At 50.8% G+C, this 19,787-nt stretch carries 15 protein-coding genes and 1 tRNA gene; all 16 read left to right on the forward strand.

The window, feature by feature from the left end; translation table 11 throughout:
• The first annotated feature begins 77 nt into the window (after positions 1-77).
• The 16 genes from hslV to gtfB all read left to right on the forward strand — a co-directional run bounded on the left by hslV (position 78) and on the right by gtfB (position 19,064).
• Complete coding sequence (gene hslV / locus ACYVUV_RS04185) at positions 78-611, forward strand: ATP-dependent protease subunit HslV (protein WP_003618695.1); 534 nt, start codon at positions 78-80, stop codon at positions 609-611.
• Between the two features lie 2 nt (positions 612-613).
• Positions 614-2,008 carry an ATP-dependent protease ATPase subunit HslU gene (gene hslU, locus ACYVUV_RS04190; RefSeq protein ID WP_484499016.1) on the forward strand — a complete coding sequence of 465 codons (1,395 nt, stop codon included), beginning with the start codon at positions 614-616 and terminating at the stop codon, positions 2,006-2,008.
• 63 nt (positions 2,009-2,071) lie between these two features.
• Positions 2,072-2,968, forward strand: a complete 897-nt coding sequence (locus ACYVUV_RS04195; RefSeq protein ID WP_439774645.1) for an aldose 1-epimerase family protein — start codon at positions 2,072-2,074, stop codon at positions 2,966-2,968.
• Between the two features lie 182 nt (positions 2,969-3,150).
• Positions 3,151-4,506: a Rib/alpha-like domain-containing protein gene (locus ACYVUV_RS04200; RefSeq protein ID WP_484499017.1), complete on the forward strand. Its 1,356-nt coding sequence runs from the start codon at positions 3,151-3,153 to the stop codon at positions 4,504-4,506.
• A gap of 151 nt (positions 4,507-4,657) precedes the next feature.
• Complete coding sequence (locus ACYVUV_RS04205; protein ID WP_484499018.1) at positions 4,658-5,392, forward strand: hypothetical protein; 735 nt, start codon at positions 4,658-4,660, stop codon at positions 5,390-5,392.
• A gap of 128 nt (positions 5,393-5,520) precedes the next feature.
• A tRNA-Gln gene (locus ACYVUV_RS04210) sits at positions 5,521-5,592 on the forward strand.
• A 140-nt stretch (positions 5,593-5,732) separates the two neighbouring features.
• Complete coding sequence (gene lysA, locus ACYVUV_RS04215; protein ID WP_484499019.1) at positions 5,733-7,043, forward strand: diaminopimelate decarboxylase; 1,311 nt, start codon at positions 5,733-5,735, stop codon at positions 7,041-7,043.
• Positions 7,044-7,223: 180 nt separating this feature from the next.
• Positions 7,224-8,408, forward strand: a complete 1,185-nt coding sequence (locus tag ACYVUV_RS04220; protein ID WP_439775826.1) for an aminotransferase class I/II-fold pyridoxal phosphate-dependent enzyme — start codon at positions 7,224-7,226, stop codon at positions 8,406-8,408.
• A gap of 248 nt (positions 8,409-8,656) precedes the next feature.
• A complete protein-coding gene (gene secY2 / locus ACYVUV_RS04225; RefSeq protein ID WP_439775829.1) occupies positions 8,657-9,868 on the forward strand; it encodes an accessory Sec system protein translocase subunit SecY2 in 1,212 nt (403 codons plus the stop codon).
• An 18-nt stretch (positions 9,869-9,886) separates the two neighbouring features.
• Positions 9,887-11,452, forward strand: a complete 1,566-nt coding sequence (gene asp1 / locus ACYVUV_RS04230; RefSeq protein ID WP_439775827.1) for an accessory Sec system protein Asp1 — start codon at positions 9,887-9,889, stop codon at positions 11,450-11,452.
• Entirely contained in the window at positions 11,452-13,005 is a 1,554-nt protein-coding gene (asp2, locus tag ACYVUV_RS04235; RefSeq protein ID WP_484499020.1) for an accessory Sec system protein Asp2, read from the forward strand. The genes asp1 and asp2 overlap by 1 nt, the downstream gene beginning before the upstream one ends.
• 2 nt (positions 13,006-13,007) lie before the next feature.
• Entirely contained in the window at positions 13,008-13,625 is a 618-nt protein-coding gene (gene asp3, locus ACYVUV_RS04240; RefSeq protein ID WP_439775103.1) for an accessory Sec system protein Asp3, read from the forward strand.
• Between the two features lie 4 nt (positions 13,626-13,629).
• On the forward strand, positions 13,630-16,017 hold the full coding sequence (gene secA2 / locus ACYVUV_RS04245) for an accessory Sec system translocase SecA2 (RefSeq protein ID WP_484499021.1): 2,388 nt from the start codon (positions 13,630-13,632) through the stop codon (positions 16,015-16,017).
• Positions 16,010-16,216 (forward strand): hypothetical protein, encoded by a 207-nt coding sequence (locus ACYVUV_RS04250; protein ID WP_484499022.1) that lies wholly within the window; start codon positions 16,010-16,012, stop codon positions 16,214-16,216. Before secA2 ends, ACYVUV_RS04250 begins: the two co-directional genes overlap by 8 nt.
• 9 nt (positions 16,217-16,225) lie before the next feature.
• On the forward strand, positions 16,226-17,731 hold the full coding sequence (gtfA, locus tag ACYVUV_RS04255) for an accessory Sec system glycosyltransferase GtfA (protein WP_484499023.1): 1,506 nt from the start codon (positions 16,226-16,228) through the stop codon (positions 17,729-17,731).
• A complete protein-coding gene (gene gtfB, locus ACYVUV_RS04260) occupies positions 17,724-19,064 on the forward strand; it encodes an accessory Sec system glycosylation chaperone GtfB (protein ID WP_484499024.1) in 1,341 nt (446 codons plus the stop codon). The genes gtfA and gtfB overlap by 8 nt, the downstream gene beginning before the upstream one ends.
• Positions 19,065-19,787: the final 723 nt, after the last annotated feature.

Genomic DNA, 19,787 nt, shown 5'->3' on the forward strand with positions numbered 1-19,787 from the left:
CATTTTGGCTTTTCAGCAAGAATTTTAAATGACGAAAACAAGAAAACAAACAGAAAAGCCAAAAAACGGAGGAAAAAATGACAACGATTTGTTCAGTGAAGTACAATGGCCAGACGGCCATTGCCGGTGACGGCCAGGTGACCCTGGGCAAGAGCATTATTGCCAAGACAACGGCCAAGAAGATCCGCCGTATTTACCATGACCAAGTAGTGATCGGCTTTGCCGGCGGGGTGGCGGATGCCGTCAGCCTGCAAGAAATGCTGGAAGGGAAGCTGGAAAGCTACAGCGGCGACTTGCGCCGGGCAGCGGTGGAAATGGCCCAGTCCTGGAGAAAAGACCCGGCCTTGCAGAAATTGGAAGCCATGGTAATTGCTTTTAACGACCAGGATCTGCTCTTGATCTCCGGCAACGGGGAAGTACTTGAACCAGACGAAAGCGTAGTGGCGATCGGCTCTGGCGGCTACTATGCTCAGGCGGCAGCCGTGGGGATGCTGCGGCACGCCAGCGGGATGACGGCCAGTGAAATCGCCAAGGAGGCGGTCAACATTGCTGCTGACATCGATGTCTTCACCGACCACGAAATTGTTACGGATGAAATCGAGGAAAAATAGGCATGAGAGAGAAAACGCCAAAGCAGATCGTTGAGCTGCTGGACAAGTACATTGTCGGGCAAACTGAAGCCAAGAAGTCAGTGGCTATTGCCCTGTACAACCGCTACCGCCGGGCCCAGCTGCCAGAAAACGTGCAAAAGGACATTACGCCAAAGAATATCTTGATGGCTGGGCCAACTGGGGTCGGCAAGACTGAAATTGCCCGCCGCCTGGCGGACATCGTCGATGCTCCTTTCGTCAAGGTTGAAGCTACCAAGTTCACTGAAGTCGGCTACGTGGGCCGGGATGTGGAATCGATGGTCCGGGAGCTGGCCAATGAAGCTGTCCGGATCGTGGAAAAAGAAGAGTTCGCCAAGGTTGAAGGCCAGGCCATCCGCCAGGCCAACAAGACCCTGGTCCGCCTGCTGGTGCCGGGCGTGAAGAGAAACAACCGGCAAAACCAGATGCAGCAGATGCAGGAAATGATGCAGAGCCTGCTGGCTGGCGGCGGGATGCCGGAAGAAACTGAAGAAGTCACTGACGAAATCAGAAACCAAAGACTCAGCGTGGCTGAAAAGCTGGACCGGGGGCTCCTGGAAAACGAAGAAGTCACCATCGAAGTCGAACAAGCGCCTAAGGCCAACCCAATGGGCGACATGATGGGGCAGATGGGGATGGACATGTCCAGCATGCTGGGCGACATGCTCCCTAAGCGGAAGGTCAAGCGGACCCTGCCGGTCAGCCAGGCCAGAAAGCTTTTGGTCCAAGAAGAAGAACATAAGCTGGTCAACTATGATGACATCTACCAAAAGGCCATGGACCGGGCCGGCCAAAGCGGGATCATCTTCATCGACGAAATTGACAAGATTACCGCGGCTGACAAGCGCAACTCCGCCGGCGTCTCAAGAGAAGGGGTTCAAAGAGACATCCTGCCGATCGTTGAAGGTTCAACCGTAAGCACCAAGTACGGTCCCCTGTCAACCGACCACATCCTCTTCATCGCGGCCGGGGCCTTTGCCGAAAGCAAGCCGAGCGACCTCATTCCAGAACTGCAGGGCCGTTTCCCAATCAGAGTTGAGCTGAATGCCTTGACCAAGGACGACTTCGTCAGAATCTTGAAGGACCCGCAAAATTCCCTCTTGAAGCAGTACATTGCCTTGCTGAAGGCTGACGGGGTGGACCTGGTCTTTACGGCAGAAGCAGTCGACAAGATTGCCGAAATCGCCTTTGAGGTCAACCAAGGGACTGATAACATTGGTGCCCGCCGTCTGGCCACTATCTTGGAGAAGCTGCTGGAAGAAGTTCTCTATGAAGGGCCGGACATGGAAATGGGGCAAATTACCATCACCCAGGCATATGTTGAACAGAAGTTAAGTGATATCGTCAAGAATAAGGACTTGACCAAGTTCATCCTGTGATAAGTGTAAAAATGCAATTGAGTTTAGAAAAAAAGAAAAAATAAGAGTATTAAGGGGCAAATAATGGATTATACTATCGAAAATGAAATTCTTAAGGTTACGGTGTCAAGTCACGGGGCAGAACTCCAGAGCGTCATTGGCAAGCATATTGGCAATGAATACATCTGGCAGGCTGACTCGGAAGTCTGGGGCCGGCATGCTCCAGTCTTGTTCCCAATCGTGGGCAAGCTGAAAAACGATGAGTACAGCTATCAAGGTAAGAGCTACCACATGACCCAGCATGGTTTTGCCCGTGACATGGAATTTGCCCTGGAAGAGCAAAGCAAGGAAAAGCTGACCTTCCTTTTGACGGACACGGAAGAAACCAGAGCCGTCTATCCCTTCAAGTTTGAATTCCGGGTCAGCTACGAGCTTTTGAACAACATGATCAAGGAAAGCTTCCACGTCACCAACAAGGGTGAAGGGGACATGATCTTTGGCGTCGGCGGCCACCCAGGCTTTGCCCTGCCAGTTGAAGATGGGGTCAAGAAGGATGACTTTTACCTGCAGGTCAACCCGGCAAAGCCGCGGGCAATGGTGCCGCTGGAAAACGGCCTGCTCAACTGGGAAAAGCGGTCCCTAGCGCCAACTGAAAGCATGATCACCATTACTGACGACCTGTTCAAAAATGACGCCATGGTGCTGGTGATGCGGCACCCGGACAACAAGTTCTCCATCAAGACGGAAACCAGCCGCTTCCATATCAATGTCAGAACTGACTCCGCACCATACGTGGGTGTTTGGTCCCAGTATCCAAAGACCGGCAATTACGTCTGCATCGAACCTTGGTGGGGGATTGCTGACCTCACTGATACCGACGGGAACCTGGAAAACAAGAAGGGGATGAACCGCTTGGCCAGTGGGGAAGACTTTGAAGCCAGCTTCCGCATGTCCTTCCACAGCAAGGTCCGGAGCGAATAAAATAGAGAAAAGCAAAAGTGATTTTTTGCATGAGCTGCCTGAAGCGGGCAGCTTTTTTTATACCCAAAAAGGTCAAAAATATTCTGAAAGCGGGAACAAAAATCAAACGATTTGGACTATAATTAGGGCATAAAGTATGTGTTTGTAAGAAATAGTTGAATTGTGTTTTGGAGGAATAAAAAATGAAGAAGCTGTACAGCGCCCTCGCGGCAGCCGCTTTGACTCCCCTTTGCCTTTTAACGGGCCAGGTAAGTCAGGCCAGTCAGGCAAGCGAATATAATCCGGAGGTCAGAAACTTGCAGGTACGGGAAGGCAACTACCGGATTGCCCGGGACCTGGTCAAGAATGCCAACAAACTGCCAGCCAACACAGTTTATGAATTCGTGCCCGAGCCCAATTTCGCCAAGGCGGGGACCTATCAGACCAGGATCCGCCTGCTTTACCCGGACAACTCAATGGAGACCAGCCAGCAAGTGACCGTCAGCGTTTATGACCATGCTTGGAAGGCTAAGAAGACGGTCAAGAAGCATAAAAAGGTTAATAAGAAGAAGGCCAAAAAGCGGGTAAAGGATGCCAAGCGCTACCAGGCTAAGGTGACGGGGAAGACGACTGCTTTTGGCCAGGCTTTTAAGTCAAAGCGCCTGGTCACCAACCGGGCAAAATTGCCGAAGAAGACCAGCTTCCGCTTCGCCAGAGTGCCAAACTTCAAGCGGGCCGGGACTTACTACACGGCCGTATTAGTCACCTATCCAGACAAGAGCCAAGAATATACCCGGCAAGTCAAGGTGACGGTCAAGCGGCAGACGGACAAGAGCAAGTACCAGCCGAAGATCAAGGGCAAGACCGTCGCTTATGGGGCAAAATTGACTGCTAAGTCCTTAATTAAAAACGCCAAGTCCTTGCCTAAGAAGAGCAAGTACCGGCTCTCGCAAAAGATCAACACTAAGCAAGCAGGGACTTACTTGGTCGCTGTCAAAGTGACTTACCCGGACAAGAGCTGGGAAGTGACGCCTTTTGTTAAAGTCAAAGTCAAGCGGCAGACAGACAAGGCCCACTACCAGGTCAAAATCCGCTCAGGAGTGGTAAAGGCCGGGCAGAAATTGACTCCGGCTCAGCTGGTAACAAACCTTTCCAGTCTGCCAAAGAAGAGCAAGTTTGCCTTCACTGCCCAGCCAAATTGGCAAAAGGCTGGCAGCTACCGGACCAAGATCCAGGTAACTTATCCGGACAAGAGCAAGGAGACCAGTGCCTTTTTGACGGTAACTGTTAAAGATCCAGCTGATTCCACCCGCTACACGCCGGTCCTTTTGGCTGCCCAGACGCAAGCGGGCACGCCAATCGCGGCTTCCAGCTTGATCGCCAACTTTGCTTCTTTGCCTAACGGCAGCCAGGCCAGTTTCGTAACGGCGCCAGATTTTGCCAAAGCAGGCAGCTATAAGACCCAGATCAAGGTGACTTACCCGGACAAGTCGACCTGGACCAGTTCTGAATTCATTATTGAAGTTGCTGCTCCGGCCGCAAGCACACAGAAAAACTGATATTTTTAAGAATATTTTTCAAAATCAAGACTTTTCCGGTCTTGATTTTTTGTTTTTTTAACCTGCCTTTTACAGGAACTTTTGTTATAATAGCGGTTAGTAAGCGGTTACAAAGGAAAGCGTAAAAGATCAAGAAAACATGGGGAAAACAATGAGGAAAATCAAATGTGAGCTTTGCGGACAAAGAGATTTATTAAAAGAGGGCGACCGTTTTGTCTGCCAGTCTTGCGGGGCAGCCTATTCAGCCAGTGAACTGCGCCGGCAATTTGACTTGAAAGACCGGGCAGAAATTTACGCTGAAGCCAAGCAGGCCTACCGGGCTAAACGCTTTAAGCAGGCCAGGCAGCTTTACCTGGCCCTGGCAGATGAAGGGGACCAGCAGGCAGCTTTTTACGCTGCCCTTGCTGGCAGCCAGCTCGATTCCGCGGCTGATTTTGCCCCACTTTTGGGTCAGCTGCGGGCGGCTTTGGCAGCCAGCCGGAAAAGTGGGGGAGAAAGCTACTTTGCTTTTGCCAGCCGGGCTCTGGGTGAAGTGATCGTGTTTGCCCTGGCACTTGAAGAAGAATACGAAGAAGATTTCCAAAAGCAGGCTCAGCGCTTGGAACTGAGCTCTAGGCAGACTTTAGAGAAGGCCCACCGAAAGATGCAGGAAGAAGCAGGCCGGGCCTGGCTCTTGATGAGCCGGGCAGCCCACCTTTGCGTTGGGGAAAGCGATGATTTGGCAGCAGCCAATTCATACTTCTGGGAACTGGTCGATGCCATTATCGATGACTTGAGCATTAATCAGAAGCGGGGCACGATTGTCATCGGCAACGTAAATGAAGAGAGAGCATATTTTGCTGGCTTGAAGGCCGAGGAAAAGGCCAAAAAGCTGGTCAATAGTTAACTTTTTAAAGTGATCGCGGGAGAAAGCAAATTTTTTGTAAAAAAAGGCTTGCCAAGAATTAAAAAGTTAAGTATCATATAATTTGACCGGGGGATGCGAGGAGCCGTCCCTTGGTTGAAGTTTGAGATTGCGTTATAGCCAAGTGGTAAGGCAACGGTTTTTGGTACCGTCATGCGCTGGTTCGAATCCAGCTAACGCAATTGTAAGGAAGACACCTAGCCGGGTGTCTTTTTTGTTTTTCTGCTGTACTAAATCAACTGCCTTGACCGGATTCGGCAGGAAGGATAAACTTATTACTTAAGTTGATTAGATTTTTTAGAAAAAAAGATGAGGTAAGACCGTGAACGGATTAATCAAAGCAAGCGATGTCAATCAAGCCGGCCATTTGCAAATTGCCGGGGTAGATGCCCTGGAACTGGCGGCCAAGTACCAGACGCCCCTGCAGGTGTTTGACGTGGGCAGAATCCGGCAGGCAATTCGGGCCTTCAAGCGAGTCTTTGAAGAAGAAGGAGTAGACTACGAAGTCAGCTATGCCTCAAAGGCTTTTTCCTGTCTGGCTATCTACCAGGTGATCAATGAAGAAGGCGGCCATACCGACGTCGTTTCCGGCGGGGAACTCTGGACGGCCATGAAGGCGGGCTTTCCCATGGATAAGGTGAGCTTCCACGGCAACAACAAGAGCCGGTCAGAACTGGAATTAGCCGTTGATCAGGGAGTCGGGGTAATTATTGTCGACAACTTCCATGAAATCGACTTGCTCAGCCAGGTTCTGGAAGAAAAAGACGCAAGCAGCAAGGTCATGCTCCGGGTTACTCCCGGCATCAGCGCCCACACCAACGAATACATCCAGACCGGCCAGGTTGACTCCAAGTTTGGCTTTGACATGGAAAGCGGCCAGGCCGACCGGGCTTTAGAACTTGTCTTGGCCAATCCCCGGATGAAGATGGTGGGCATCCACGCCCATATCGGCTCGCAGATTTTTGACGTCCGTGGCTTCGTGGGCTGCGCTGACAAGCTCTGCCGGCTGGCCACGGCCTGGAAAGAAAAGTATGGCTATGAGGCTGACATCTTGAACGTGGGTGGCGGCTTCGGCATCCACTACACCGACCAGGATCAGCCGCTGCCAGCTGAAGAATTTGTCCGGGCCATCGTCAAGGAAGTCAAGAGCAAGTGCCAGGAGAGCGGCTTGAAATTGCCAGCCATCTGGATTGAACCAGGCCGGTCAATCGTCGGCCCTGCCGGCTGGAGCCTCTACACGGTCGGCTCAAGAAAGGACCTGCCGGGTTACCCAAGCTATGTTGCCCTTGACGGGGGGATGGGGGACAATATCCGGCCAGCTCTTTACCAAGCCGAATATTCAGCTGTTGTCGCTGACCGCCCCCAGGCAGAAGATGAAGAAAGGGTCAACCTGGTTGGCAAGTACTGCGAAAGCGGGGATATTTTGATCAAGTCCTGTCCTTTGCCAAAAACCGAACCTGGCGACCTAGTTGCCCTGTTAAGCACAGGTGCCTATGGCTACTCCATGGCGTCAAATTACAACCGCAATCCCCGTCCAGCCGTGGTTTTCGCTGAAGACGGAGTTGACCAGCTGGTGATCAAGCGGGAAAGCTACGACGACTTGATTGCCAATGACTTAAAATACCAAAAATAATCCTGGCATATTTTTAACAAAATAAACTTTTAGCCGGCGCAGAATTAAGAAAATGATTTTTCATTTGAGAAAAAATAGACAAAGTTAGCATTATCTGCCGCTTTGCTTAACAAACTATGCTAAAATAGGCTTAAATGTTAAGTTGCTGTTCTTTTTGATTTGAATGAAGAGGTTTTTCGAATGCCAAAATTAGCGCAAGATTTACTGCCGATTATCAACCACAAGCTTGATGCTGTGGTTCCTTCAGATATCCGCCGTTTTGACAAGTACGTTTCCCAGTTTGACGACGTCGTTAAACTGACCCTGGGTGAACCGGACTTGAATACCCCGGAACACATCAAGCAGGCAGCCATCCGGGACATTGAAAACAATGACAGCCACTACGGCCCGCAGTCTGGTAAGCCGGAACTGCTCAAGGCCATCAGCAAGTACGTTAAGGGCTTAACCGGCGTTGAATATGACCCGGAAAGTGAAATCACGGTGACAGTCGGGGCAACTGAAGCCTTGACCTGTACCTTGTCGGCTCTGTTGAATGACGGCGACAAGGTGATCGTGCCAACTCCAGTCTGGTCAATGTATATGCAGCTGGTCTGCTTGACCGGGGCTACGCCAGTTGAAGTTGACACCTCAGACACCGGCTTTGTCTTGACTCCAGAGAAGCTGGAAGAAGTTATTGAACGGGAAGGCAAGGGGGTCAAGGCGATTATGCTGAACGACCCGACCAACCCAACCGGGGTAACCTACCCTAAGGAAGTCATTGAAGGTCTGGCTGAAGTGATCAAGAAGCACCACATGTACGCCATCAGTGACGAAATCTACTCAGAATTGATCTACGGGGATGCCAAGCACTACTCCTTGTCTACTTATATCCCAGAGAGAACTATCTTTATTTCCGGTCTGTCCAAGTCCCACGCCATGACTGGCTGGCGGCTGGGCTACATCTGCGGGCCAGCTGAAATTATGGCCAGCGTGCGGAAGATGAATGACTTCATGATCACGGTCGTGACCAACAACGTGCAAGCTGCGGCTATTGAAGCCTTGACCAACGGCCTAGATGACCCGAAGGAATTCAGAGACATTTACCAGCGCCGGGTAAACTTCATGGAAAAGGGCTTGAAGAAGCTGGGCTTTGACATGGCCTTGCCGCGCGGCGCCTTCTACATCTTCGCCAAGATTCCTGAAAAGTACCAGGGTGACGACGTTGGCTTTGCCAAGGCTTTGGCCAAAGACGCCAGAGTCGGCGTGATCCCGGGCAGCTACTTTGGTGCTGGCGGGGCAGGCTACGTCCGGATGTCATACGCTTCCAGCGATGAAGCCCTGCAAGAGGCTCTTAAGCGGATTACCAAGTTTGTGGAAGCAGAATAATAAATTTTATTAGATTATTAAAGTACGGTTATCTTCGCAGAAGCCGTGCTTTTTTCTTTAGCGGCCAAAAAGTGGCGGAAATTACCATAAGGGCTGGCCCTATGTTATTATTTAAATAGTAAGCAATGCCGTGCTTGCGTGACCTATTTTCAAAAGAAAAGACAATATGAAATGATTTTTTCTATAGGATAAAAGAAATAACGTGCCGGGCATGCTCCGAAATCTAGTGAAATGTAGTGATGATAATTATGGGTAAAAAGGCCTCTTTAAAAGATTTGGGAATAAGCACGATTCTGACCAAAGCATGGTGGTCCGTGCTTTATTTAGGGATCTTTGTTTTTGGCAAGCATATTCCCCTGCCTTTTGCCAAAATGCAGACCGGCCAGCCAAATGTTTTGCTCGTGGCAACGGGGGGCGACAGCAGTCAGGCCAGCCTCTTTTCTTTAGGGATCAGTCCTTGGATGTCAGCCATGATCATCACTGGGATGCTGGCTCAGCTCCGTCTGCCGATGATGTCTAAGATGACCGAGAAGAAGATGGACATCTGGCAAAAGACCTTGACCTTTTTCTTGACCGTGATTCAAGCAACGGTAATGCTGCGGGAGTTCCAACTGACCAGCAGCAGCTTTGGCACCCGTCTGGCTGCCGGCCTTTTCCTTATGACAGGCAGCTTTCTGTTGATCTGGCTGAGCGTCGAAAATGACAAAAATGGCCTGGGCGGAATCAGCTTGATCCTGATGGCCAACATGTTCTTTACATTAATGAAGTCTTTCGCCAATGGCCTCATCCCGGGCCTCAGCGCCCAAAGCGCCAACATTGTCCGGGCCCTGGCTCTCTTTGTCATCCTCCTTTTGGGAGTAATTACAGTTATCTTGACCAATGCTGAGCGCCGGGTGCCGGTAACCAAGCTCTTGATCAGCGCAGAATTTGGCTCAGAGTCCTACCTGCCGATCAGAATCCTGCCAGCTGGCTCCATGCCGGCCATGTTTGCCACGACCATGTTTGTCTTGCCAAAATATCTCTTGCAGTTTTTCTACAATTTGTCTTCTTGGAAACTGTTCAAGCAGTTAGCCAATGCCTTTGACTTAAGCCAGGTCAGCGGCCTTATTCTTTACTGCTTGATCCTGGTGGGACTGACTTACGGCTTTTCATATATCTCAATTGACCCGGTCCAGCAGGCTGACGACATGCAGAAGTCAGGTGACTATGTCCCTGGCTGCCGGCCGGGCAAGGAGACGGAAAAATACCTCCGCCACTTGATCAATATTTTTTCTTTCGTCAGTTCGATCTATTTCGTGGTCTTCACTGGCCTGCCGCTGGGCCTCACCTTGCTTGACGCAAAATTGTCCAGCTTGGTCATGCTGCCCAACTACGTCATTATCTTAGCTGGCTTTGGGGCAGCGATTGCTGAGCAGATTGAAGTCCTGCAAATCAGAGGCCAGTACCGGGGCCTGCTTTAGGAGAAGGGAGGAAAAAGGATGTATTATTTCGTGCCATCGTGGTACAGACGCGACCGGACCTGGCTCAGCTACGGGCAGATCTGGTTTTTGAACAGCGGACTTATTCACTTTGACTTTGACGACAGCATCAACCAGATCCGGATGTTCAAAGATGAGGGGCAGCCGGTCAGAATTCTGACTTTGGGTTACCTGCCCAGCATTGGCAACTTCCTCTTCCGGCACAACATCTTGGACGCGGAAAGTGACAATATTTTTGACCTGATGCAGGGGATTCCGGCCGACCAGGTGGTCAGAAACGTCAACTACCTGGACTTCAACTGGCCCAAGGACTGCAGCTTCGTCTACAATGCCTTCAACATCTTGGTTTACCGGGAAGATGAGCTCTACGCCCGGATCCGGATGGGGGTCACCGGTAACTTGATCCAGATCGAATTTGTCCGCCAGGGCTACAAGTACCGGACCATGTTCTTTGACTGGCGGGGCTTTTTGTCCAGCATCCTCAACTACGACAATGAAGGCCGCTTTGAGAGCCGGGTCTTTTTAAATCCGGAAGGCGAGGAAGTCTTCCGCAACAACAAAGATGACTCAGTGACCATTTTTTCCGCGGCCCAGGACCGCTTTAAAAAGAGCCACTACGACTCGATCACGGACATGATCAGCGAGTATTTGGACAAGTATTTCGCTGAAAATCTAGAGCCCGACGACTCCTTTATCATCGCTGCCAGCCGCCGGCACGACCAGTTCCTTTTGGAAAAATTAAAAGACTACAAGACAGTAATTTCTTATTATGGCCACCGGACAAATTTTGATGACCCCCATGTTTTTGAAACAGCCAAAATGGCCAGCATGGTCATCGCCGATTCCGACTATACGGTCAATTTGATGAAGGAAAATGGAGTTGAGCACGTCGTCCAGCTGCCTCCCCTTGATACGGACTTGACTATGGGGGAAAGCGACAGGGAACGCCTGCTCAAGGTCATGTTCATGACGGGCGGCTTGTCTGAAGAAGTGATCAAGCTGGCTTTAAAGGAGCTTTTTGACGTGATGGAAAGCAATAAGCTGGTTGAGATCAACTTCGCTGACTACGCCGGCTTTGACCAGTTTGGCATCTTGGACCGCTTGATCAAAGATGAAATGGCCAAAAGAGACTGCAAGTACCGCTACTGCTTTTTAAGAGCCAACCAGTCCCTGCCTAAGGAAATGGAAGCAGATGACGATGATGAAGAAAACCGGGTCCGCCGGATCAACTATGTCACCATTCACTCTGACACGGACTTGATCAAGATTCTCAAGCCTATGCGGCTCATTGTTGACCTGTCAGCCAGACCGGAAATTTTCCTGCAGGTGGTCGGCATCAGCACTGGCATCCCCCAGATCAATCTGGTTAAGTCCGATTATGTCGATGACGGCAAAAACGGCCTCCGGATTGGGCAGATTTCGGATCTTGCCGGGGCCCTGCACTACTATTTAGACGGACTCAGCAATTGGAACCGGGCCAAGATGTACTCAGTCGGCAAGATCAACAACTACACGGCCGCCAAGATCGTGAAGGAACTGTCAGATGCGGTAGGAGGGAAGGGTTAATGGATTATTTTTTGCTTTATGGGGTAAAAGAATACCTGCCGCCCGTGCCTGATCGGGAAAACGCCAAATGGTTTCGGGCAGGCTACGGGGAAATGGATGACTTGATCAAAGAGCTGAAAGCAGACAAAAAGCTGGGCTTCAGGGGTTTTCAAGGGGCCTGGCTGATCGACCTGCCAGAAGATGAGGATATACCCGCCCTGGCCAAAAATCTAGACGCCTACACGATCATGGTGGATGATGACTTGAAAGATGAAGAACTGACTGAAAAAGCCGCCTTCTTTTTTAAGTCCAAGCAGGTCCGCTTCGTGCACTTTGCCAGCAATAACCAGGCCTTTGACTGGATCGAAAGCCGTCTGTTTGGCGGCCAGGTCGGCAGCAAATTGGATGTCTCCAGCATGGAAGTCAACCCCCTCTTCAAGGGCAGAGTAGAGTTTAATGGCTTTGAAAATGTCCGCCTCAGCGGGAACTTCGGTGACGAATTCTGGCCGGTGATCAACTGGCGGTGGGGGATGTACTGCGACAAGGACCGGACCCTGGAGCTTTGGCCCCAGTTTTTCAAGGATGCCAGCGTGGACATCCGCCTGGCCGTTTATGAGAATAACCCCGGCATTGCTGACAATGTCCGCCGCCGGGTCGTGTTCACGGAAGCTGACATGAAAAAGTGGCTCCTTTTTGAAGGAACCAACCCCGGCTCAATCTTAAACGTCAGCTTAGAAGCCAGAGGCGAAGGCAACTTGACCATGGGCAACATCCACTACCGCTGGTCCAGACGGGGCCTGGGAGCCTTTATCGCGGGCGGGGAAGACCTGGTCGACGGCAAGCGCGATCCCTTGATCACCTACTTTAACCCTGGTGACCTTAAGCCGCCACTAAATATCTACTTTTCCGGCTACCGGACGGCGGAAGGCTTTGAAGGTTTTTACATGATGCGGTCCATGAAGGCGCCCTTTATGCTGGTTGGCGACCCCCGTCTGGAAGGCGGAGCCTTTTACCTGGGCAGCCAGGAACTGCAAGAGAAGCTTGTGGCCAGAATCCAGGAAAAACTGGACTGGCTGGGCTTTGACCACCATCAAGTAACTATGTCCGGCCTGTCGATGGGGACCTTTGGGGCCCTTTATTACGGCTCAAAGATTGAGCCAGGAGCTATCGTGGTCGGCAAGCCACTGGCCAGCCTGGGCAAGATGGCCCAGATGGAAAGAGACTACCGCTATGGGATTTTCCCGACGGCTTTAGACGTTTTAAACGCTGGTTCTCCAGATGACAACTGGCGGGGAGACTTTGACGAAAGAGCTAAGGCTTTGGATGACATGTTCTGGACGGCTTTTGACAAGGCCGATTTTTCTAAAACTACCCTGGCTATTGCTTATATGGAGGACGACGACTACGACCCCCATGCCTACCGGGACATTATGCGCAGCTTCAGCCGGCGCAAGCAGGACAGCAAGATCATTGCCAAGGGCTTTCCCGGCCACCACAATGACGCAACCGGCCCCTTGGTCAAATGGTTCAGAACCCAGTATGGGGCAATTTTGAAGGATGAATACGGGCGATAGAGATGCAGAGCATTTATTGGAATGAAAATTGCAGTCCTTTTTGGCGGGGGATCTCCGGCCGGGACCAGCAGAAATACCGGAGCGGCTTTGCTTATACGGGCAGCACGGTCAAAGCGACTGGCCACGCCTATATGTATGGCTCCAAGATCATCCGCCGGGCCAGAGACGACGTCTTCTTTTATAACGGAGCTCTGCCGGCTGGCTCGGTCATCTATAAGTGGGACATGGTCTACAGCTACAGCACCGCCCACGCCATCCCGTCACTTCCGCTTTTGATCAATGGTCGCAAGTACCTCTTCCGGATTCTGGCCGAGGCTGACCAGGAAGCGGGCTTTTACCTGCGCCTGGTGGCTTTTGACCGGGAAGACCACATGGTTAAGCTGCAGATCATTCATGGCCAAGAGGGAATTTTTGCCTTTCCGAAAGAGGCCAACTACTATACGATCGAACTGGTTGGGGCGGGCTGCCACCAGCTGGTCTTCCACCGGATTGACGTGGAAGAGATTACTGATGAGACGGACATCAGCCAGATCGACTGGGAAAAAATGCATGAAGAAAACGAGCACCGGCGGCTCTTGGCGGCCCAGGTAGTCGACCGGTACTTGCGCAGAAGGGAGTAAGGCCATGGCCGCGATTGGAAGTCTGTTTTCAGCGGATTACTGGGATCTGAGGAAGATCCGCCAGGTCTTAAAGAAAGTCAACCGGCTTAAAGAGCCCATGCGGCAATTGACTGATGACCAGCTCAAGGGAAAGACTGCTGAATTTAAAAAGCGGATAAAGCAAGGGGCCAGCGTGGACAGTTTATTGGTTGAAGCTTACGCTGTCGTCCGGGAAGCCGACTGGCGGGTTTTGGGGATGTTTCCCCATGACAGCCAGGTGATGGGCGCGATCGGTCTTAACTACGGCAATATTGTCGAAATGAAGACCGGGGAAGGCAAGACCCTGGTCGCCACCATGCCTCTTTACCTTAATGCCTTAAGCGGAGACGGGGCGATTTTGGTGACGACCAATGAATACCTGGCCAACCGGGACGGGGAAGAAATGTCCCAGGTCTACCGCTGGCTGGGCCTTACCTATGCTACGGGTTTCAGCTTGGAAGGCGAGAAGCTGAAGGTCAAGCAGAAGAAAAAGATCTACAATTCTGACATCGTTTATTCAACCAGCGGGGCCCTGGGCTTTGACTATCTTTTGGACAACATGGCCCAGGAAAAAGACGAAAAGTACATGCGGCCTTTTAACTACTGCATTGTCGACGAAGCCGACTCAGTTTTGCTGGACATGGCCATTACTCCCCTGGTCATTGCCGGCTTGCCCAAGGTCAAGTCCAACTATATCGGAGTAGCTGACGAATTCATCTACTTTTTGTCAGAAGATGATTATGAATTCAATGAAGAGCATAACAATGTCTGGCTGACTGAAGCTGGGGTCAAGAAGGCAGAAGAATTTTTCAGCCTGCCCAATCTCTATGACGGCGAGCATACGGAATTGGTCCGTTGCATCAACCTGGCCTTAAAGGCCCACTGCCTCTTTGAAAAAGAAGAAGCATACGTGGTCGGCGCTGACGGTGAGGTTGCCCTCTTGGACAAAGAAAACGGGCGGATCCTGGAAGGGATGAAGCTGCAGGCTGGCCAGCACCAGGCGATTGAGATGAAAGAGCAGCTTGATTTGTCAGATGACCAGCAGGCCATGGCTTCAATTACTTACCAAAGTCTCTTCAGAATGTTTAAAAAGCTTTCCGGCATGACCGGGACTGGCTATTCTGCCCGGGATGAATTTTTCAAGATTTACGGGACCAAGGTGGTCCGGATTCCGACCAACCGGCCGGTCATCCGCAAGGACCTGCCAGACCGGATCTATCCAGATCTGCCAAGCAAGCTTTTAGCCTCACTGGAAGAGGTCAAGCGCCTGCATGCCTTGGGGCGGCCGGTTTTGATCATTACCGAATCGATTGCCGTTTCTGAAATCTATTCAGAACTATTGCTGAGAGAGCAGATTCCCCACAATGTCTTGAATGCCAAAAACGCGGCCAAGGAAGCCACCATCGTCAAAGAAGGCGGTCAGGTCGGGGCCGTTACGGTGGCCACGACCATGGCTGGTCGGGGGACCGACATTAAGCTGGGGCCGGGTGTGGCTGAACTGGGCGGCTTAGCCGTCTTAGGGGTGGCCAAGATGAGCTCCAGAAGAATTGACGACCAGCTGCGCGGCCGGGCCGGCCGGCAGGGCGACCCGGGAACAAGTGAATTTTTCGTTTCCTTGGAAGACGATGTGGTCATCAAGTACGGTCCCTTGTGGCTGGACCGCTACCGGCAAAAGTACCATTCAGAAGACTTGAACCTGACTCAGGTCCATGAACTAAAGAACTGGCGGATCAGGGAGGCGCTTAATTCTGCGCAAGTCAGAAGTGACGAAAGCGACTATGATATCCGCAAGCAGCAATTGTCCATGGGAGCCAGTGACGAGATCCAGCGTGAGCAGGTATATGAGACCCGGAACCAGATTATTTTTTCTGATGGGCTCAATTACGATTTAGAAGGCTGGATGAAGCAGCTTTTCAGTGATTTTGTCCGCCAGCATCCGCGTTTGGAGAAAAGGGAACTGCGCCGTTTTATCTTGGACAATCTATCTTACGGTTTTGACGATGACTTAAGCCAGCTGGATTTGAATAATTCAAAGGCGGTTGTTGCCTACTTGCTGGCTGTAGCTGAACAAGAACTAAAGCGCAAGGAAGAATACTTTGACGATGAAGCGGAGAAAAAGCGCTTCTACAATCTGGCCGCCTTAAAGGCCATCGATGTCTGCTGGATCAAGCAGGTTGACAACCTGCAGCAATTGCGGCAGATGGTGGCTATGCGGACATCGGCGCAAAGGGACCCGATGAATGAGTACCACCACGCGGCTTTAAGCTCATATAAGAAGATGTGCCGGGAGATCAAGCGGCTGACCATTCGCAATGTGTTGATGAGCAGCATCACGATTGACAAGTTCGGAAAAAAGGATGTTTACTATGTCTGAGATTGATAAGCAGGAAAAGCAGAGAAGCGATGAGCAAAAGGATCTCTTGACGGCTCATATGAACAGCCAGCTCAAGGGAGCAAGGAACCAGTACGTCAAGCCCGCCAAGCCGAAAAAGACCATCTACCGGACTTTCGGTTTGGTAATCACGGCGGCGATCATCATCAGTATTTTGCTGGCGATTTTTAAAATGATCTAGGTAATTAACATGACAGTTTACAGCATCAACAAGGGAATCGGCTGGGCTTCCAGCGGGGTCGAATACGCCCAGGCCTACCGGGGACAGGTTTTCCGCAAATTGGGCGTGAAGGCCAAGTTTATTTTTACTGATTGGATCAGCTATGAAAATATTGCCCACTTGACTAGAAATCTGGGCTTCAAGGACCGGGAGATCATCTGGCTGTATACCTTTTTTACCGACTTTGAAGTCAGGGCGGGCAGCTTCACTCTGGACGACTTGGAAAAAGTCCTGCCACCGATTCTTGAGCGCAAGCCAATGAACAAGGCGGTCCGCTACATTTTCGCCAATGACTTCTGGGCCACGGCATATTTGAAGGATTTGACTTCGGGCATAGTTGACCGGGTTGAATACGTGTCCGGGGCTAACCTGGTCAGAAAGGACTATTACAGCTATGGCCGCTACTGCAGCGAGTTTTATGCTCCGGAAAACAACCGGGCCAAGCTCTACCAGCGCCGTTTTTACAATGAAGATGGGACGGCAGTTTATGATGAAATCATTGATGGTGACCAGGAAATCTTCAAGTTCAAGGATGACATTCTTTACTCTAAACATGAGCTCTTGATTAAGATGCTGCGGGAATTAAATTTTTCCAAAAAAGATATCATCTTGATCGACCGGGCTGAAGACCAGGGCCAGGAAATCCTGGAGAACCGGGGCAAGGCCCGGGTAGGGACGATTGTCCACGCCGACCACTTCAGTGAAGCAGAAACCAATGACGACACCATCCTTTGGAACAATTACTATGAGTATGAGTTCCAGCATGCTGACCAGATCGATTTTTACGTAACGGCGACAGACCTGCAAAAAGAGCTGATGGAAGAGCAGTTTTTAAAGTATAAGGGCAAAAAGCCCCAGATCTACGCGATTCCAGTGGGCAGCTTGAAAGAATTGAAAAAGCCGGATTTTGCCAGCCGTCAGCCTTTCAGTCTGGTGACGGCCTCCCGTTTGGCCAGTGAAAAGCATCTGGACTGGGCTATTCGGGCGGTGGCCAAAGCCAAGAAGGCCTTGCCGGAACTGACTTTGGACATTTACGGGTCGGGCTCGGAGCGGGCCATGCTGGAAGAAGTGATCAAGGAAGTCGGAGCTGAGGACTATATCCATTTAAAAGGACACCAGCAGATGGATGATATTTACCAGCACTACCAGGCCTATTTGACCTGCTCAACCAGTGAGGGCTTTGGCCTCACCTTGATGGAGGCAGTAGGGTCGGGTCTGGCTATGGTCGGCTTTGACGTCCGCTACGGCAACCCGACCTTTATCGCTGATGGGGAAAACGGCCTGCTTTTGCCATATGACCGGCTGGCAACCGTGCCAGAGCATGTCAGCGAAATGTCCCGGGCGATCGTTAAGCTGTTCTCATCAGATTTAGCCGCCATGTCAGAAAAGTCCTATGAGATCGCTGGCAAGTACAGGGACAAGCAAGTTGCCAAGTTATGGAAAAAGGCCATAGAAAGTGAGCTGCACCGTGATTAATCTTTTCTATGAATACAATGAAAAAAGCCAGGACCTGGAAAGGTCGTTGAAACTGGCTGGCTATCAGCAGCCGAGCGTGGTGATAATGGACAACGGCTTTTTGCCAGAGGGAGTCGAATCACCCCTTAAGTACTTATTAGGCCTGGCTGGGTCTGATTTTAAAGGCCGGCCACGCTACTTTAACGAGATTGACCTGCCGGAATTCTGGGAGATCAAAGCCGACTCGCAAAGCGGGGAAGTGCTGGATCATGGGCAGAAGCGGGCCAACATCCGCTACTGGAAAAACAACCGCCGCCGGCAGGTCAGCCAGGTTGAATGGCTGGATATGGCTGGCCGGATCCGGGTAATTGACCACTACAATCAGTGGGGCTGGAAGTACGCGATAACGAGCTGCGATAACAGCGGCCGGCAGGCAATGACCAGCTATTTTGCCTCTAACGGCCAGGAAGTCTTGATCCAGAACCATCTAACCGGGGATTATACTTATAATCTGCCAGATGGGGGCATCTACAACTTTAAGAACATCAACCAGCTGACGGCATACTATCTGGAAGAAGCTGACTTTGACCTGGATGAAGTGATCTTTAATTCTCTGGGCAACTGCCTCTTTACCTTGATACAGTTGAAGAAAAAGCCATCCCGCAATCTGCTTTTCTGGCAGGAAATCAGCCAAGGAAATGTGCCGGAAAACATGCTGTATCTTCTGGAAGACAACCTGCCAGGCGGCCGGGTGATTATCCAAGACAGGGCAGAATATGAAAAGATCACCGGTCAGCTTGACCGGCAAATTGCCGAGAAAGTCAAGTATCTGGGGACGGTCTACCCGTTCAAGCGGGAGAACCAGGCCAGAAAACGGGCCTTGATTTTGACCAATTCCGACCAGATCGAGTGTCTCAAGCAGCTGGTTGAAGCTTTGCCGGACTGGCACTTTGACATTGCTGCCGTGACAGAAATGTCCGGCCGGTTGATGAATTTTGGCCATTACGAGAACGTGGCCCTGTACCCAGTTGCCAGGAATAAAGATGTTGCCCGCCTGCTGGAAGAAGATGACCTCTACTTGGACATCAATTATGCCAATGAAATTCTGCAAGCTGGCCGGCAAGCCTTTGAAAACCGGTTGTTGCTGCTTGCTTTTAGAGATACTCTGCATTCGCCAGAATACGTGGCAGCGGAGAATATTTTCGCGGCCGGGGATGCGGCAGGGATGATAGACGCTATTAAAGTTTTGGCAGATCCTCAAGAATATGCCCGCCTGCTTAGCTTGCAAGAAGACCATGCTGGGTCTGAAAAAGCAGAGCATTTCCGGGAACTTTTGGCAAAGAGCCTGCAATAAGAAATTTTTTAAGTCCGCTTTCAAGAGCGGGCTTTTTTGATAGCGCTAAAAAGGTTGAAATAATAGCATTTTTGCAAACATCTATGACTATTTGTTCTAGCGGTCGTGTTATAATTAAAAAATAAAGGCCCATTTTAACTTTTTAGCCGGACGGGCGGATTTATAGACAAGCTAGCTAGCGATAATAGGCGTCTGCCCGGCTTTTTTACACGATAGGGCAGAAGAAATAATAATACTTTAAATATAGTGAAATGTACATGATTAGCTTATATCTTGCGTAAGAAGTTATAAGCAACTGTTTAAATGCGAGCATTGGGAGTTGATGAAAGATGTCGAAATCCAAGAAAAACAAGAAAGAAAAGAGAGAGGTCCAATTCTCTGCCAAGGCCAAGGAAGCTATCAAGAAAGAGGAGAAGGACAGCAAGCGCAAGCTGAATAAGGAGAACGCGGTCAATGCCAATACTCGCGCGGCGTTAAAGGGAATCACTGCTTTAGGCGCCTTTGCCGGCGGGACGGCAGCGGCCAACGCCTTGATTGACAACAAGGCATTTGGGATTACTTCCCAAGTTGAGGCGGCGGTTGACGCGACCAAGGACACGGCCAGCTTGAACTCTGTTGAAGTGAGTTCTAATGAGAATGTCAATGAGTCTTCTCAGTCAGACACTTTGAGTCAAAGCCAGAGCCAGTCAAAGCAGCAGTCATACGCGGATTCAAGCACAGCTA

This window comes from Lactobacillus sp. WILCCON 0149, from assembly GCF_057197965.1.

What these genes read in the sequence shown, in the direction of transcription:
- hslV (WP_003618695.1), top strand. Translation starts at nt 78, where the DNA reads ATGACAACGATTTGTTCAGTGAAGTACAATGGCCAGACGGCCATTGCC.
- hslU (WP_484499016.1), top strand. Translation starts at nt 614, where the DNA reads ATGAGAGAGAAAACGCCAAAGCAGATCGTTGAGCTGCTGGACAAGTAC.
- ACYVUV_RS04195 (WP_439774645.1), top strand. Translation starts at nt 2,072, where the DNA reads ATGGATTATACTATCGAAAATGAAATTCTTAAGGTTACGGTGTCAAGT.
- ACYVUV_RS04200 (WP_484499017.1), top strand. Translation starts at nt 3,151, where the DNA reads ATGAAGAAGCTGTACAGCGCCCTCGCGGCAGCCGCTTTGACTCCCCTT.
- ACYVUV_RS04205 (WP_484499018.1), top strand. Translation starts at nt 4,658, where the DNA reads ATGAGGAAAATCAAATGTGAGCTTTGCGGACAAAGAGATTTATTAAAA.
- ACYVUV_RS04220 (WP_439775826.1), top strand. Translation starts at nt 7,224, where the DNA reads ATGCCAAAATTAGCGCAAGATTTACTGCCGATTATCAACCACAAGCTT.
- secY2 (WP_439775829.1), top strand. Translation starts at nt 8,657, where the DNA reads ATGGGTAAAAAGGCCTCTTTAAAAGATTTGGGAATAAGCACGATTCTG.
- asp1 (WP_439775827.1), top strand. Translation starts at nt 9,887, where the DNA reads ATGTATTATTTCGTGCCATCGTGGTACAGACGCGACCGGACCTGGCTC.
- asp2 (WP_484499020.1), top strand. Translation starts at nt 11,452, where the DNA reads ATGGATTATTTTTTGCTTTATGGGGTAAAAGAATACCTGCCGCCCGTG.
- asp3 (WP_439775103.1), top strand. Translation starts at nt 13,008, where the DNA reads ATGCAGAGCATTTATTGGAATGAAAATTGCAGTCCTTTTTGGCGGGGG.
- secA2 (WP_484499021.1), top strand. Translation starts at nt 13,630, where the DNA reads ATGGCCGCGATTGGAAGTCTGTTTTCAGCGGATTACTGGGATCTGAGG.
- ACYVUV_RS04250 (WP_484499022.1), top strand. Translation starts at nt 16,010, where the DNA reads ATGTCTGAGATTGATAAGCAGGAAAAGCAGAGAAGCGATGAGCAAAAG.
- gtfA (WP_484499023.1), top strand. Translation starts at nt 16,226, where the DNA reads ATGACAGTTTACAGCATCAACAAGGGAATCGGCTGGGCTTCCAGCGGG.